Source organism: Streptacidiphilus sp. MAP12-16 (genome assembly GCF_041262165.1).
Taxonomy (GTDB): domain Bacteria; phylum Actinomycetota; class Actinomycetes; order Streptomycetales; family Streptomycetaceae; genus Streptacidiphilus.
In genome coordinates this window covers 338,102-352,144 of the sequence record NZ_JBGCBY010000004.1, presented here as the reverse complement: position 1 = coordinate 352,144, position 14,043 = coordinate 338,102, and the positions used below count along the sequence as shown (strand labels likewise).

Annotated in this window: 10 protein-coding genes; 5 read left to right on the top strand and 5 right to left on the bottom strand. The window is 67.7% G+C overall.

Annotated features, from left to right (window positions below; genetic code table 11):
• Positions 1 to 56: 56 nt before the first annotated feature.
• Positions 57 to 1,271 (bottom strand): exodeoxyribonuclease VII large subunit, encoded by a 1,215-nt coding sequence (gene xseA, locus ABIA33_RS07190; RefSeq protein ID WP_370078308.1) that lies wholly within the window; start codon positions 1,269 to 1,271, stop codon positions 57 to 59.
• Positions 1,272 to 1,376: 105 nt separating this feature from the next.
• Between xseA and ABIA33_RS07185 the strand changes: the two genes are divergently transcribed.
• Positions 1,377 to 2,348 (top strand): 4-hydroxy-3-methylbut-2-enyl diphosphate reductase, encoded by a 972-nt coding sequence (locus ABIA33_RS07185; RefSeq protein ID WP_370078306.1) that lies wholly within the window; start codon positions 1,377 to 1,379, stop codon positions 2,346 to 2,348.
• A gap of 159 nt (positions 2,349 to 2,507) precedes the next feature.
• Entirely contained in the window at positions 2,508 to 3,248 is a 741-nt protein-coding gene (gene ppgK, locus ABIA33_RS07180; RefSeq protein ID WP_370078304.1) for a polyphosphate--glucose phosphotransferase, read from the top strand.
• Between the two features lie 118 nt (positions 3,249 to 3,366).
• Here ppgK and ABIA33_RS07175 read toward each other — a convergent pair whose 3' ends face one another.
• Complete coding sequence (locus ABIA33_RS07175; protein ID WP_370078302.1) at positions 3,367 to 3,939, bottom strand: DUF6542 domain-containing protein; 573 nt, start codon at positions 3,937 to 3,939, stop codon at positions 3,367 to 3,369.
• 226 nt (positions 3,940 to 4,165) lie between these two features.
• Here ABIA33_RS07175 and ychF point away from each other — a divergent pair, with 226 nt between their 5' ends.
• Positions 4,166 to 5,239 carry a redox-regulated ATPase YchF gene (gene ychF, locus ABIA33_RS07170; protein WP_370078300.1) on the top strand — a complete coding sequence of 358 codons (1,074 nt, stop codon included), beginning with the start codon at positions 4,166 to 4,168 and terminating at the stop codon, positions 5,237 to 5,239.
• Between the two features lie 694 nt (positions 5,240 to 5,933).
• Here the strand turns inward: ychF and ABIA33_RS07165 are convergent.
• The 3 genes from ABIA33_RS07165 to ABIA33_RS07155 all read right to left on the bottom strand — a co-directional run bounded on the left by ABIA33_RS07165 (position 5,934) and on the right by ABIA33_RS07155 (position 9,922).
• Positions 5,934 to 6,896: a hypothetical protein gene (locus ABIA33_RS07165; protein ID WP_370078298.1), complete on the bottom strand. Its 963-nt coding sequence runs from the start codon at positions 6,894 to 6,896 to the stop codon at positions 5,934 to 5,936.
• A gap of 115 nt (positions 6,897 to 7,011) precedes the next feature.
• A complete protein-coding gene (locus ABIA33_RS07160; RefSeq protein WP_370078296.1) occupies positions 7,012 to 8,073 on the bottom strand; it encodes a Shedu anti-phage system protein SduA domain-containing protein in 1,062 nt (353 codons plus the stop codon).
• 151 nt (positions 8,074 to 8,224) lie between these two features.
• Entirely contained in the window at positions 8,225 to 9,922 is a 1,698-nt protein-coding gene (locus ABIA33_RS07155; protein ID WP_370078294.1) for a DUF6119 family protein, read from the bottom strand.
• Between the two features lie 325 nt (positions 9,923 to 10,247).
• Between ABIA33_RS07155 and ABIA33_RS07150 the strand changes: the two genes are divergently transcribed.
• Positions 10,248 to 12,011 (top strand): N-6 DNA methylase, encoded by a 1,764-nt coding sequence (locus ABIA33_RS07150; protein WP_370078292.1) that lies wholly within the window; start codon positions 10,248 to 10,250, stop codon positions 12,009 to 12,011.
• Between the two features lie 23 nt (positions 12,012 to 12,034).
• Complete coding sequence (locus ABIA33_RS07145) at positions 12,035 to 13,981, top strand: N-6 DNA methylase (protein ID WP_370078290.1); 1,947 nt, start codon at positions 12,035 to 12,037, stop codon at positions 13,979 to 13,981.
• Positions 13,982 to 14,043 lie beyond the last annotated feature (62 nt).

Genomic DNA, 14,043 nt, shown 5'->3' with positions numbered 1-14,043 from the left:
CAAGCGTAGGGTGCGGCGCCGACAATCCCGATGACGGACGAGAGGCCTGTCCGGGCCTAGCTCTCCTGGTGCACCGTCACCGTGAGCTCCCCGTGGGCGACCCTGGCCCGCAGCGACTCGCCGTCGGCGACCTGCTCCGGGTCGCGGACCACGGCCCCGTCCGCCCGCTGCAGGACGGCGTAGCCGCGCTCCAGGGTCGCCGCAGGGGAGAGCGCGACCACCCGGGCGAGGGTGTGCGACAGCTCGGAGAAGGCCCGGTCGAGCCGGTGGTCGAGGGTGCGGCGGGAGCGCTCCAGCAGCGCCGCCACATCGGCGGACCGCTCGTCCACCATCCGGAAGGGCGCCGCCAGCACCGGGCGGCTGCGGACCGCGTCGAGGCCGTGGCGTTCCCGCTCCAGCCGCGAGTGGACGCCGTAGCGGGCGCGGTCGCGAAGCCCGTGCACCCGGGCCAGCTCCTCGCGCACGTCCGGGACGACGCGCTTGGCGGCGTCGGTGGGGGTGGAGGCGCGCAGGTCGGCGACGAAGTCGAGCAGCGGCTGGTCCGGCTCGTGCCCGATGGCGCTGACCACCGGCGTGCGGGCTGCGGCGACGGCGCGGACCAGCTGCTCGTCCGAAAACGGCAGCAGGTCCTCGACGCTGCCGCCGCCCCGGGCGATGACGATCACATCCACGTCCGGGTGCTCGTCCAGCTCCTTGACCGCGGCGATCACCTCGGGCACGGCGTGCACACCCTGAACCGGGACGTTGCGGACCTCGAAGCGCACCGCCGGCCAGCGGCGGCGCGCGTTCTGCAGCACGTCTCGCTCGGCGGCGGAGGCGCGCCCGGTCACCAGGCCGACGCACTGCGGAAGGAATGGCAGCGGCAGCTTGCGCTCCGCGGCGAACAGGCCCTCGGCGGCGAGGGTGCGCTTCAGCAGCTCCAGCCGGGCCAGCAGGTCGCCGAGGCCGACCAGGCGGATCTCGGCGGCGCGCAGCGACAGCGTGCCGCGCGGCCCGTACCACTCCGGCTTGGCCTGCAGCACGACCCGGGAGCCCTCGGTCACCAGGTCCGCGACCGGGTCGAAGACCGCGCGGTAGCAGGTCACCGCGAGCGAGACGTCCTCGGAGGCGTCGCGCAGGGTCAGGAAGACCACGCCCGCGCCGGGGCGCCGGCTCAGCTGGGTGATCTGGCCCTCCACCCAGACCGCGCCGAGGCGATTGATCCAGCCGCCGATGAGCCGGGAGACCCGCCCGACCGGGATGGGGGCGTCCGCTGAGGTGTCGAGGGCCATGCGTCGAGCGTATCGGCAGGGTCCGACAGCGGAACCGGTCCGGTCCGGCCCCCGTTCGCCCAGTCGGCCCAAGGCCGCGTCAGCTCCTGCCGGTAGGCTGGGAGCATGCCTGCTACCGCTTCCCGTCGTGTCCTGCTCGCCGCGCCGCGCGGCTACTGCGCCGGCGTCGACCGCGCCGTCATCGCCGTTGAGAAGGCCCTGGAGCAGTACGGGTCTCCCATCTACGTCCGCAAGGAAATCGTCCACAACAAGTACGTGGTGCAGACGCTGGAGAAGAAGGGTGCCATCTTCGTCGACGAGACCGAGGAGGTGCCCGAGGGCTCCATCGTCGTGTTCTCCGCGCACGGCGTGGCCCCCTCCGTCCACGACGAGGCCGAGCGCGGCAAGCTCGCCACCATCGACGCGACCTGCCCGCTGGTCACCAAGGTCCACAAGGAAGCCCTGCGCTACGCCGAAGAGGACTACGACATCCTGCTGATCGGCCACGAGGGCCACGAGGAGGTCGTCGGGACCATGGGTGAGGCGCCCGAGCGCACCCACCTGGTGGACGGCGCGGAGGACGTCGCGGGCGTGCAGGTCCGGGACGAGTCCAAGGTCGTCTGGCTGTCCCAGACCACCCTCTCCGTGGACGAGACCATGGCCACCGTGGGCGCGCTCAAGCAGCGCTTCCCGCTGCTGACCAGCCCGCCCAGCGACGACATCTGCTACGCCACCCAGAACCGCCAGGTCGCGATCAAGCAGATCGCGGCCGAGTCGGACCTGGTGATCGTGGTCGGTTCGCGCAACTCCTCCAACTCGGTGCGCCTGGTCGAGGTCTCCCTCGAGGCCGGAGCCAAGGCCGCCTACCTGGTGGACTTCGCCGACGAGATCGACGAGGCCTGGCTCGAGGGCGTCGGTACCGTCGGTGTCACCAGCGGCGCCTCGGTTCCGGAGATCCTGGTCGACGGCGTCCTGGAGTGGCTTGACGCCCGCGGCTATGGCGACGTGGAGCAGGTTCGCTCCAGCGAGGAGCACCTGCAGTTCTCGCTGCCGAAGGAGCTGCGCCGCGACCTGCGCGCCGAGGCCGCGGGCAAGTGAGGCGACCTGGCTGCTGCCGGCGCGTCACCGCGACGGAGTAACGAAGTAACGAAGTGATCGGGAGCAACTTCGGCAAGTAGCGCGCGTTCTGCGGGTAGGACGTACGTTGACGATGGCTGTCCATCGAACTGCTGCTACGACGAACAGGGGAATCCCAGCGTGAACGTCTTCGGCGTGGACATCGGCGGCTCCGGCATCAAGGGCGCGCCCGTAGACCTGGAGCGGGGCGAGCTCGCCCAGGAACGGCACAAGGTGCTCACCCCCCAGCCGTCCGAGCCGAAGGCGGTGGTGGAGGCCGTGCAGGAGGTCGTCCAGCACTTCGACTGGCGCGGACCGGTCGGGCTGACCTTCCCCGGCGTGATCGTCGACGGGCACACCCGCACCGCCGCGAACGTCGACAAGGGCTGGATCGACCTGGACGCCCGGGCCCTGTTCTCCGACGCCATCGGCCTGCCGGTCGCGCTGCTCAACGACGCCGACGCGGCGGGCATGGCCGAGATCGCCTACGGCGCGGGCAAGGGACGCAAGGGCGTCGTCATGCTGCTGACCCTGGGAACGGGCATCGGCAGCGCGCTGTTCGTGGACGGCGCGCTGGTGCCCAACACCGAGCTGGGCCATCTGGAGCTGCACGGCAAGGACGCGGAGAAGCACGCGTCCTCGGCCGCGAAGGAGCACCACGACTGGAACTGGTCGGAGTGGGCCGAGCGGCTGGACGACTACTTCGCCATGGTGGAACAGCTGTTCTCGCCGCAACTGATCATCATCGGCGGCGGGGTGAGCCGTAAGGCCGACAAGTTCCTGCCGCTGCTGGCGCCGCTGCGGGCGGAGATCGTCCCGGCGGAGCTGCAGAACGACGCCGGCATCGTGGGCGCGGCGATGGCCGCCTCGAAGCTGCTCTGAGCTTCGCTTCCACGACGCCGTGGTGGCTCCAGGACGCCCGGTGGCTCCAGAGCGCCCGGTGGCTCCAGGACGCCCGGTGGCTCCAGAGCGCCCGGTGGCTCCAGGACGCTCAGCGGGCCTAGGACGCCCGGCGGCGGGCCCGGCTGAGCGCGACGTGGCGGGCGAGGACGATCAGGGCGGAGACCGCCGTTCCGGTGAACAGCCAGCCCGCCTGCAGGGCGAGCGCGGTGGCCAGTCCGATCAGCCGTCCGACCAGGCCGCCGGTCGGTGCGGAGCCGAGGACCAGCAGGGTGCCCGCGAAGGCGATCGGGCCGCTGACCGGGGCAACGGCCAGGTCGGCGGGGCGGACTCGCACCGCGACCTGGAAGCAGGTGGCGACATAGACCAGGCCCATCAGCACGCCCGTGCCGGCGAACAGCCAGAAGTCGACCGCGCCGCCGAGAAATGTTGCACCGAGAGTCACCACCGCCCCGCCCACGGCGGTCAGCCGGTGCGGGACGCGCGTGCCGGCGACGCGCTGCGGGGGCCGCAGCGCCGGGCGGGCACCAGCGCCGCCCGCACGGGGTTCGGGGGTGCGGGGCCGGGGCTCGGCGGGGCGGGCGGGTCCGGGCACGGCTGGGCCCCGCCCGGGGGTTGTCCCGGTACCGGGGCGGTCGGTCGGGCGGACGGCAGGCATGCGTTGGTACTCCACGGGACCAACGTACGGTCGGATGAACGCCACTCAGGGTGACGGACACGCCGGGACTTTCGGTCTGTCACCCGCTGTGCCTATCGGCCGGGTGGTCCGGCGCGGCCAGGGCGGGGCCAGGGCGGGGTCCGGGAGCGGTCCGGGCGGCCGGGCAAACCTCCGTAGACTGGGGGATCGTCCCCCGTCCCGCCACGCCTCCGGGCTGCCTCCTCCAACAGGATCTCGCCACATGTCGCTTTCGATCGGAATCGTGGGCCTGCCGAATGTCGGCAAGTCCACGCTCTTCAACGCCCTGACCAAGAACGACGTACTGGCGGCCAACTACCCGTTCGCGACGATCGAGCCCAACATCGGCGTGGTCGGCGTGCCGGACCCGCGCCTGGCCGTACTGGCCAAGATCTTCGGTTCGCAGCGGCTGCTCCCGGCGACGGTGGACTTCGTGGACATCGCCGGCATCGTGCGCGGCGCAAGCGTGGGCGAGGGCCTGGGCAACAAGTTCCTGGCGAACATCCGCGAGTCGGATGCGATCTGCCAGGTCATCCGGGCCTTCGAGGACCCGGACGTGGTGCACGTGGACGGCAAGGTCTCGCCGAAGGACGACATCGAGACCATCAACACCGAGCTGATCCTGGCGGACCTGCAGTCCATCGAGAAGGTGATCCCCCGGCTGCAGAAGGAGTCGCGCCTCAAGAAGGAGTCGGCGGTGCTGTTGGCCGCGGCCGAGGCGGCGCAGAAGATCCTGGAGTCCGGCAAGACCCTGTTCGAGGTCGGCTTCGACAAGGCCTCGATCCGCGAGCTGCACCTGCTCACGGTGAAGCCCTTCCTCTACGTCTTCAACGTGGACGAGGACGAACTGACGGACGAGGAGTTCAAGGACGCCCAGCGCGCCCTGGTGGCCCCCGCTGAGGCGATCTTCCTCAACGCCAAGATCGAGTCCGAGCTGATCGGGATGGACGAGGACGAGGCCCTGGAACTGCTCCAGTCCATGGGTCAGGAGGAGGCCGGCATGTCCACCCTCGGCCGCGTCGGTTTCGAGACCCTCGGCCTGCAGACCTATCTGACGGCCGGCCCCAAGGAGGTCCGCGCCTGGACCATCAAGAAGGGCGCGACCGCCCCGGAGGCCGCCGGTGTGATCCACACCGACTTCCAGAAGGGCTTCATCAAGGCCGAGATCGTCTCCTACGACGACCTGGTCGAGTGCGGCTCCATCCCCGAGGCCCGCGCCAAGGGCAAGTCCCGCATCGAGGGCAAGGACTACGTCATGCAGGACGGCGACGTCGTCGAGTTCCGCTTCAACGTTTAGTGCCCGGCGTAGCACGGGTGGTGTCAATTCACCAAACTGGCAGGTGGGATAGGGTTTATGCATATGCCAACCGGCCCCGTCCCACCGCCCGTGCTGGATATGTGCTGGATAAATTGACGCCCCGTCAGCAGTTTCGTCCCATGTCATCACCCCTCGTCACCCCGACGGTGCTGGATATGTGCTGGATATTGACGATCTTGGAGCGGTGGGTCGGGCCTGATTTGGCGGCCGATCCGGGGATAGGGAGCCGCGCCGAATCGGCCGCCGCGGCAGGCACTAGGTTCGAATCCCCGGCCGGGCGCTCGGAATCCGGGACCAGCCCACGCCGCGTGCCCGACGATTTCGGCTGACTATCTGGGGGGCTGGAACCGGTCGATCCGAGGGCTCGATGGCGCAGGTTCGAGCCCTGGGCAGGAGCCATAGAACACGGCTGGTCGACAAGCCACGGGGGGCGAACTCTCCGCACCGCCGGACCGTCCGATCCAGCACGAGCCCCATCCCATCAGGCCAGGCCGACCTTCGCCAGGGTCGTGGTCTGTTCGAGGCAATTGCTGAGTCGCCGCTGATACTGTCCCGGTGCCCCAAGCCCCTCGCACCGTTCCCACTTGGTCCGGTCTGCTCAGTCGGACCGCCCGGGCAGACAGACAGGCTCGCCGATTCCTGTCCTCAGCTTGATCCGGACAGGGGCAGGCACTCAAGCCACGTCACGCAGAAGCCGATCGGCCCAACCCTCGCAGTGGCGACGCAAGTCGTCCGCGCTGGGGCGTTCCGCCCACTCGCTATAGGCCCAGAGCGCGGCAACGGCGACCGCGTACAGCAGGTCGCCAACATGATCGGTGATCTCCGGTTCCGTCCAAGGTGCTTCGTCATGGCAGGAGTAGAGACCTTCGATGAGGCCGAATAGAACGCTGCGGCTTCCCTGGAACGCACCGGCCGAAGCGCGCTTCGTCATCTCCCGGATGATCGGGCGCATCCCGTATGCCAGCAATACCTGATCGGCCTCCAACTTCACTACGCCATCGTCGTCGATGTCTTCATCAGCAAAGTCGGCTGTGAGCTCTCCCTTTGTCGGGTCCTCATAGATCGCCACCTGCGCAGGATCGAACGCCCGGAGGGCGTTCCGGGTCGTGTTGTACGCCCATACCTTCGAGTCGCGGTCCAGGTGGCGAAGCGCCGCCTGCTCGGCGGCCGAAACGTGCTCGGGGTGCTGCTGGATCAGTTGGCGCAGCACATGCTGCGCATCGCCGTCACCGAGGACGTCAAGAAGGGTTCCCTGGATGCGTTTGGCGTCCCAGCCAAGTGGCCTCGGAATCGGTGGGCGCTGTGAGTCCCTCGGGATTTCGTACCAGACCGCATCGGCATCGACTGCGGCAAGCGCAACAGCCACCGCATGCGTGCAGAGACTCGGTTCCCTGCTTCCGTCGTCCTCTTCGTACGGCTCACTCGAGTTGCAGTCGCCGCACTCAAAGGCAAGCAAGCCGTCCCTGAGGAACACGTGGACATCCCTCTCGTCCATGTACCCGCCGGCTCTGCCGCGGACACTCCCGTAGGAGTTCTCGACATCGCTGAAGCAGCCCTGGTGGTACCAGTTGATCCCCTCCTCCGCGTTGCCGTAGTTCTGACCAGCCCACATGACGTAGCCGTCTGTGATATCCACGCTCCAACTCCCCACGGTTGACGTTCCGTTGTCAGAGACGAACCTTCGTCGGGACCATACCCTGATGGACTGACACCGATCAGCGTTCGACCGGAGTCGTCCCCAGGAAGGGAAGTCAGTGTGCCGCTCCTTCAAGTGCCCGCTCGTCGAAGGCCAGGGCGCGCTCGGCAGCGTCCAGCAACTCGTCGTAGGTAACAACGTCCACCCGGTTGAGGGTGGTGTTGTGTGAACGGATCGTCTGTGCGACCGTTCCACGCGGACCCCTGGCGTGCTCGATATGCCCTATGATCACGGTGGCGCGGACCCGCCGGAAGTCGTAGTCCAGTCCGAGTTCGTCGTGCAACTCGGTCCTCAGGGCCATCCCCTGCTCGTCCAGGGCCCGGATGTAGTTGGCTGCCTGTCCGATTGCCTGGTGCACCTCGGGGCCGACGATCCAATGGTTCCGGTAACGCTCGGTAAGTTTCTTGATGTTGGGGCCTTTGAGCTCAACGATGTGCAGGCTGCGGTCCGCGCACACAAGCGGAATGTCGACGTCATCGAGAGCGGTGAGCCTGCGGCGCTCGGCGACCCCCGCATAGCGGCCTCCGAAGATCCAGTGCTCGCTCCCGATGATCTTGTGCACATCAGTCTCGGTGCTCGCCGGGTCCAGCACCAATGCCTTCAGCTCGGCGATGATACGGCGCCGCTTGGCGATCACAGCGATCTCCGCAGCAGTCAGCCCGGCTGACGTCGTGGTCAAATCCCGCACGAGCTGCCCGGGGTCGACGTGCTCGCCAAGGATAGAGACGAGCTGGCTACTCGACAGGTCGCCGTCCTGGAGGAGGGCCAACACGGTGGCGGCAGCCGAGGCGGTGTCTACGACACGGTAGCGTCCCGAGTGCTCGACGTCGCTATTCGCGAAGGCGAGCAGCCGCTCGATCTCGTCGCCCTCGCAGTACCAAGATGCCGTGGGATTGCGGAAGTCGTATCCAGGCTCTCCCCGGAGACGCGGCGAGCTCGCGAAGCGCAGTTCGCGACGGCTGATCTCCCCCGTGGCCGAGTCTCCGTAGGAAGCGAGACTGACGGTCTTGCAAACCTTGGGGCCGATCTTGAGGACAGCCCCGGTCGAGGAGAGGCAGCCTGGGAGACTCGGATCCTGCTTGACCCAAATCTTGAACTGGTCATCGATGTCTGCCACTGCGTCTCCTCTTGGATGACCCCTTCGCTCGGTGCAACGGGGCGTTTGGGTGGTTCATGCGAATACAGAGCGACTTGGGCAGGGCGCCAGACCAAGGCGGGCCTCGGACGGCTGCCGCAGCACCTGAGGAAGCCGAGCCATGCGGCTGCAGTCAGTTGGCAGAGGTCCCGGTGGATCCCCCTGCTCCCGGCTTCCAGACGCTCCGCGCAGTGTCGGCCGGGGAGATGCCAATCACCTCGAGGTCGATGCCGTACGTGGCCAAGAAGTCGGCGGTCTGGGCCAGTGCGGTCAGCGAGAAGGGAAGCATGGTGTCCGGAGTGAGGACGAGCCCACGCTCATGCAGGATCGCCAGGACCATCTTCTTCGGGACGAAGTCCTCGGGGAGGTTCCGCCCGTGCTCGGCGGCGAGTCCGGCGAAGGCTGCCCGTGCGGAGGCGGAAGCGTAGAGCGTCTTTGCCGCTACAACTGCCTGGGCGTAGAGATGGCTGAGATCCCTGGAGCCGCTGGCACGCTTCACCAAGACGAAGCTGTCGTCAGGAGCGAGATGATCGCAGACCTCAATGCTTCCGTGGCTGGCCATGGCGTTGCGCACCAGCTTGCGGTCCAGGTTGATGTACCCCTCGCGGCAGCTGGGCAGCCAGTCGTTGTACTCCCGCTCCGTTCTGTGCTGCGCACGGTCCCAGGCCGGGAGGTCCAAGGAGGGCGGCGTGTGGAACAGGCCCGCGATCCTGGCCCGCTGGGCGGTCAGGTGCGCGGCGTCGAGCTCGTACCAGTGGCCTTCGGTGAGGAAGAACCGGCGAGAGCCCAGGGACGCGGCGACCTCCAGGCACTTGTAGAGGTTCAGGCTGGCCGTGCGCTCGTGGCGCTCCGAATCTGAGTACAGCAGCACCTTTCCGCGCTGCAGTTCATGGATGCGCCGGCCGCCCTTTTGGAGCGCCGAGTAGAACATGACATCACTGAGCATCACCTCCTGCACGTCTCGCGGCACGCTGCCGATGCGCAGGGAGACGGACCGGGCCCCCGTCCAGTCACGAAGCCGGTCGGCGGGCGGCACGACGGCGATGCCACCGGCGTCGCCAGCGCCGAGCCGCTCATCGAGATCGGCTTCCAACTGCAGTATCAGCAGCCGGTCGGTGAGGGGGAGCAGGTACTCCACCGCCTGCAGCCCAGGAGTGACCGGCTCCTCGCGCAGCACGCGCGCGATCTCTCGGACGTCCGCGACCAGGTCGGCCCCGGCCACGCCGAAGCGGGTGCGGAGGCCCCTGCCCCCCTCCAGGTACATCACGCGATCGCCGCGCCCGGCGAAGGAGAAATTCACCTTCGGCGCTTCTCCGCCGAGGCTGCGTACGATCTCCGCGCCCGCTTCGAAGCCCGCCATCCACAGGGGCGCGCCGTCCGCGAGATGCGTGCTGTCGATCCGGCCAGCACCCGGGCGGCGGCGGACCAGCTGCCGTACCCGCCCCTCCCCGATGCGGCGGGCGACGAAGGCGATGCCGAAGCGCGGGTCCTTCGCCTCCTCGGGAATGAGGAGGTGCCCCTGGCCGTAGCCCAGCGCGTAGACCCAGCCGTCGATCCCGAAGAGCAGGACTCCGCCGGAACGGAGCTCCTCATGCTGGATCGCGAGCCCGGTCGTCGCCTGGGCGTCGCCGCACCACGTAGCGCGGTTGCGGGGGAACTCGGCCTGGATGAAGGCCGCCTGGACGTCGCCGAGGTAGCAGAAGTCCAGGGCGGCATGGTGCTCGGTGAGGTAGACGGCGTCGAAGAGGTCGAAGGCGCGGTCGAGGTCGTCGCCGACGCCCTGTAGGCGGAACAGCGTGGCGAGGCGCGTCTTGACGGGCGACTGGGTCATCTGGGGAACCGGTCTCTCAGAGGGGTCCGTGCTGCCCATACGGAACTCGCGGACACGTGACGGTGCGGGAGGTCATCTCGGCCACGGCCGTGCTTTGTCCCGGCGACGTACGAGAGCCGGAGGGAGCCGAGTGTTCACAGCCGGGTCCCGCTGAGGTACCCGGGGTCCGGAGAGTAGGCGCTTTTTCGATGCCTCTTGCGTGACACGAGAGACAGACTAAGCACCATCTCGAACGGGACGCAAGACCCTTTTGACTTTGTTGACACATAGCGTCAGCGTTCACAGTTGCTCGACATGCTCTCTCGCGGACGGTAGGGTCAGTGCCATGAACCCCGACGAGCCCGCCGAGATGACAGCCGCCGCCATCGCACGGCTGGCTGGCGTCGGACGCGCCGCGGTGTCGAACTGGCGTCGCCGCTACCCGGAATTCCCGCAGCCTGTCGGCGGCAACGAAGTCAGCCCGACCTTCTCGCGCGCCGAAGTGCTGGCGTGGTTGAAGGCAACCGGCAAGGGCGACCAACTGGCGACGGCCGGCCGAACTGACACCGGCACCCAGCGCATCGGCATGACCCATGTGCTCTCCCTGGAACCGATGCGGCGATCGCTGGAAGACATCCAAGAGCCCGGCGTCGAGCGCCAGACGTCCGGCCAACTGCTGGCCGAGGTGATGGTGTCGCTACTTCCACGGTCAACTGCCTCGGAGTGGTCCGTCAGCGCCGCCGACGCGGACTCCCACGCCGTACTCGATCCGGCCTGCGGCAGCGCGACTCTGCTGATGGCCGCAGCCGACCGCTTCAGCGACCGCGTCAAGGTCGTCGGCCAGGACAGCCTGGAATCGGCCACCAAGGTCGCCGCCTTCAATCTGAGCTACCAGGGCGACCATGTGCCGTACGAGATCCACACCGGCGACTCCCTGCTGGACAATCAGCTGAGCAGGTTCCTGGGTGCGGCAGCAGCCGTGGTCTGCGAGCCGCCCTTTGACCTGCCGCAGTGGCCCTCAGTCGAGTTGACCACCGATCCGCGCTGGGAGTTCGGCATCCCGGCCCCGCGTGACAGCGAACTCGCCTGGGTGCAGCACTGCTACGCGCATCTGAGGCCGCACGGTGTGGCCGTGGTCGCAGTCACACCGCGCACCTGCGTCCAGGCGTCCGGGCAGCACATCCGCGCGGCCTTGATCCGCAGGGGCATACTGCGCGACGTGATCGCACTGCCGGGACGGTTGGGCTCGGCAGCGGGGACCGACGTAGTTCTGTGGGTGCTGCGACGCCCTTACGACACCGCGCCCGACCATGCACCCGTGCGTGTGGTCGACCTCTCCGGGCTCGCAGACGCGGCCGACGTTCCGCAAGACTTCGCAGCCTGGCAGCGGCTGTTCGAGGGAAGCGACCCCTCGATCATCTCCGCCGTGCCTCGGCTGGAGCTACTTGACAGCGACGCCAACGTACTGCCCTCCCGACACGTCACCCTGCGCTCGGAGGTGAGCGTCGGCGACCTTGCCCACGTCACCGACCGGCTCCAGGCCATCCACGCCCGCCTCGGCCGGGGACTGCCCCGGTTCGGCGCACCGCAGGAGCCACCCCGGCACTCCTTTGTCACCTTCGGCGAGCTCGAACGGGTGGGTGCCCTGACGATCCGGCCCCGCGACACCACCCCGCGCGCTGGAGACCTGCTTCTGCGCACCCTAGGCCGGCCACCGGTGATCGCCACCGGCACGGCTTCCGATGACACTGGGGTCGCGCAGGTCGTCGAGATTGACACCGACCGGCTCGACGGGCACTTCGTGGCGACATTCCTGCGCGCCGACGCCAACGCCCAACCGGTGACCAACACCCTGGGCGCCCTCAGTCGTGAAGACCTGCGCCGCTGCCGCATCCCCCGGATGCCGCTTCCCGAGCAGTGCCGCTACGGCGAGGCATTCCGTCAGCTGGAAGAGCTCGGAGCCATCCTGGCATCGCTGGCGACGGTGGGCGCACGGGTGGTCGAACAAACCGTCCACGGGCTGACTACCGGCGTTCTGGTGCCGGGCTCCCCTGCTGTGAACAAGACTGACACCGCATTCGCGATCGACGACGAGACGAGAACCCCGTGAGCTCAGGCCCCACGCACAGCCAGATGGCAGCAAAGATCTGGTCGGTCGCCGACCTGCTGCGCGGCGACTATAAGCGTCACGAGTACGGCCAGGTAATTCTGCCCTTCACGTTGCTGCGCCGACTGGATGCGGTGATGGCCCCCACCCGCGGCGCGGTCCGGACCCGGGATGCAGCGCTAGACGTCCAGAACAAGGACCGCCTGCTGGAGATCGCGGCTAAGCTGCCCTTCTACAACACCTCCAAGCAGGACTTCAGTACCATCGCAGCCGACGACAAGAACACCGCGAAGAACCTGCGCGACTACATCAACGGCTTCTCCCCCAATGTCCGTGAGATCCTCAGCCGCTTCGACCTGGACAACCAGATCACCAAACTGGCCGGAGCGAAGATCCTCCACCTGGTCGTCAGCACCTTCAAGGGCTTGGACGACCTGGACAAGATGTCCAACCACGACATGGGCTACGTCTTCGAGCACTTGATCCGCAAGTTCGCCGAGGACTCCAACGAGACCGCAGGTGAGCACTTCACCCCGCGCGAAGTCATCGAACTGATGGTCAATCTGCTGATCGCCCCAGACGCCGACACCGTCGCCGGCGAAGGACAGGTCATCAACATCCTCGACCCGGCCTGCGGCACTGGCGGCATGCTGACCGCAGCCAAGGGCCGCATCGAGTCCATCAACACCAAGGCCACGGTCTACCTGTTCGGTCAGGAGCTCAACCCCGAGTCCTGGGCGGTCTGCCAGTCCGACATGCTGATGCTCAACCAGCGCGGCAACATCCACTTCGGGAACTCCTTCAGCAACGACGGCTTCCCGGACCGCAAGTTCGACTACATGCTCGCCAACCCGCCCTTCGGCGTGGAGTGGAAGAAGGTCAAGGACGAGATCCTCGCCGAAGCAGAACTCGGCCACGGCGGCCGCTTCGGCGCCGGCACCCCCCGCATCAACGACGGCTCGTTCCTCTTCCTGCAGCACATGATCTCGAAGATGGAACCGGCCGAGGGCAAGGGCTCACGCCTGGGCATCGTCTTCAACGGCTCGCCGCTGTTCACCGGCGCGGCCGAGTCCGGCGAATCCAAGATCCGCCAGTGGATCCTGGAGAATGACCTGCTCGAAGGCATCGTCGCCCTGCCGGACCAGCTCTTCTACAACACCGGCATCTCCACCTACTTCTGGATCCTCTCCAACCGGAAGCCCGCAAAGCTGCGCAACATGGTGATCCTCCTCGACGCCCGCGACCAGTGGGAGAAGATGCGCAAGGCACTCGGCGATAAGCGCAAGAAGATCAACGACGACCAGATCAAGCACATCACCGCGCTGTACGTGGACGCGCTCACCGTCGCCAATGACGCCGACCACCCAGACCACGCCAAGGTCAAGGTCTTCGGCACCCGCGACTTCGGCTACTACCGCATCACGGTGGAGAGGCCACTGAAACTGCGCTTCGAAATCACGGAGGACACCCTGGCCGCCCTGGCGGAAGCCAAGCCCCTGGCCAAGTGGGACGGGAGTGAACGACTGATCGCGGCCCTGCGCGGAGTCGTCGGCTCGGTGTGGTGGACGAAAAGGGAAGCGACCAACGGGCTCCACGCCGCGGTCGCCGAAGTCGGTGCGGAATGGCCGAAGGCCGCAGCAGTACTCAAGGGCATCTGGGGCGCGGTCGCCGTCTCCGACCCAGACGGCGAGGTACAGAAGGACAAGGACGGCACCCCACTGCCGGACCCGGACCTGCGCGACTACGAGAACATCCCGCTCGACGCGGACATCGACGCCTACTTCGCCCGCGAGGTCACACCACACGTGGCAGACGCGTGGATCGACCGCGACAAGACCAAGGTTGGGTACGAGATCCCGTTCACGCGGCACTTCTACGTGTACACGCCACCGAGGCCGCTCGCTGAGATCGACGCAGAGCTGCGCGAGCTCGAGACGCGGATTCAGCAGCTGCTGGGCGTGGTGACGGGATGAAACAACTCCGCATCAAGTTTCAGTATCGCGTAATTGACCAACGAGCCGGTCTAGATCGGCCT

What these genes read in the sequence shown, in the direction of transcription:
- ABIA33_RS07145 (WP_370078290.1), top strand. Translation starts at nt 12,035, where the DNA reads ATGGCAGCAAAGATCTGGTCGGTCGCCGACCTGCTGCGCGGCGACTAT.
- ABIA33_RS07150 (WP_370078292.1), top strand. Translation starts at nt 10,248, where the DNA reads ATGAACCCCGACGAGCCCGCCGAGATGACAGCCGCCGCCATCGCACGG.
- ABIA33_RS07185 (WP_370078306.1), top strand. Translation starts at nt 1,377, where the DNA reads ATGCCTGCTACCGCTTCCCGTCGTGTCCTGCTCGCCGCGCCGCGCGGC.
- ychF (WP_370078300.1), top strand. Translation starts at nt 4,166, where the DNA reads ATGTCGCTTTCGATCGGAATCGTGGGCCTGCCGAATGTCGGCAAGTCC.
- ABIA33_RS07155 (WP_370078294.1), bottom strand. Translation starts at nt 9,922, where the DNA reads ATGACCCAGTCGCCCGTCAAGACGCGCCTCGCCACGCTGTTCCGCCTA.
- xseA (WP_370078308.1), bottom strand. Translation starts at nt 1,271, where the DNA reads ATGGCCCTCGACACCTCAGCGGACGCCCCCATCCCGGTCGGGCGGGTC.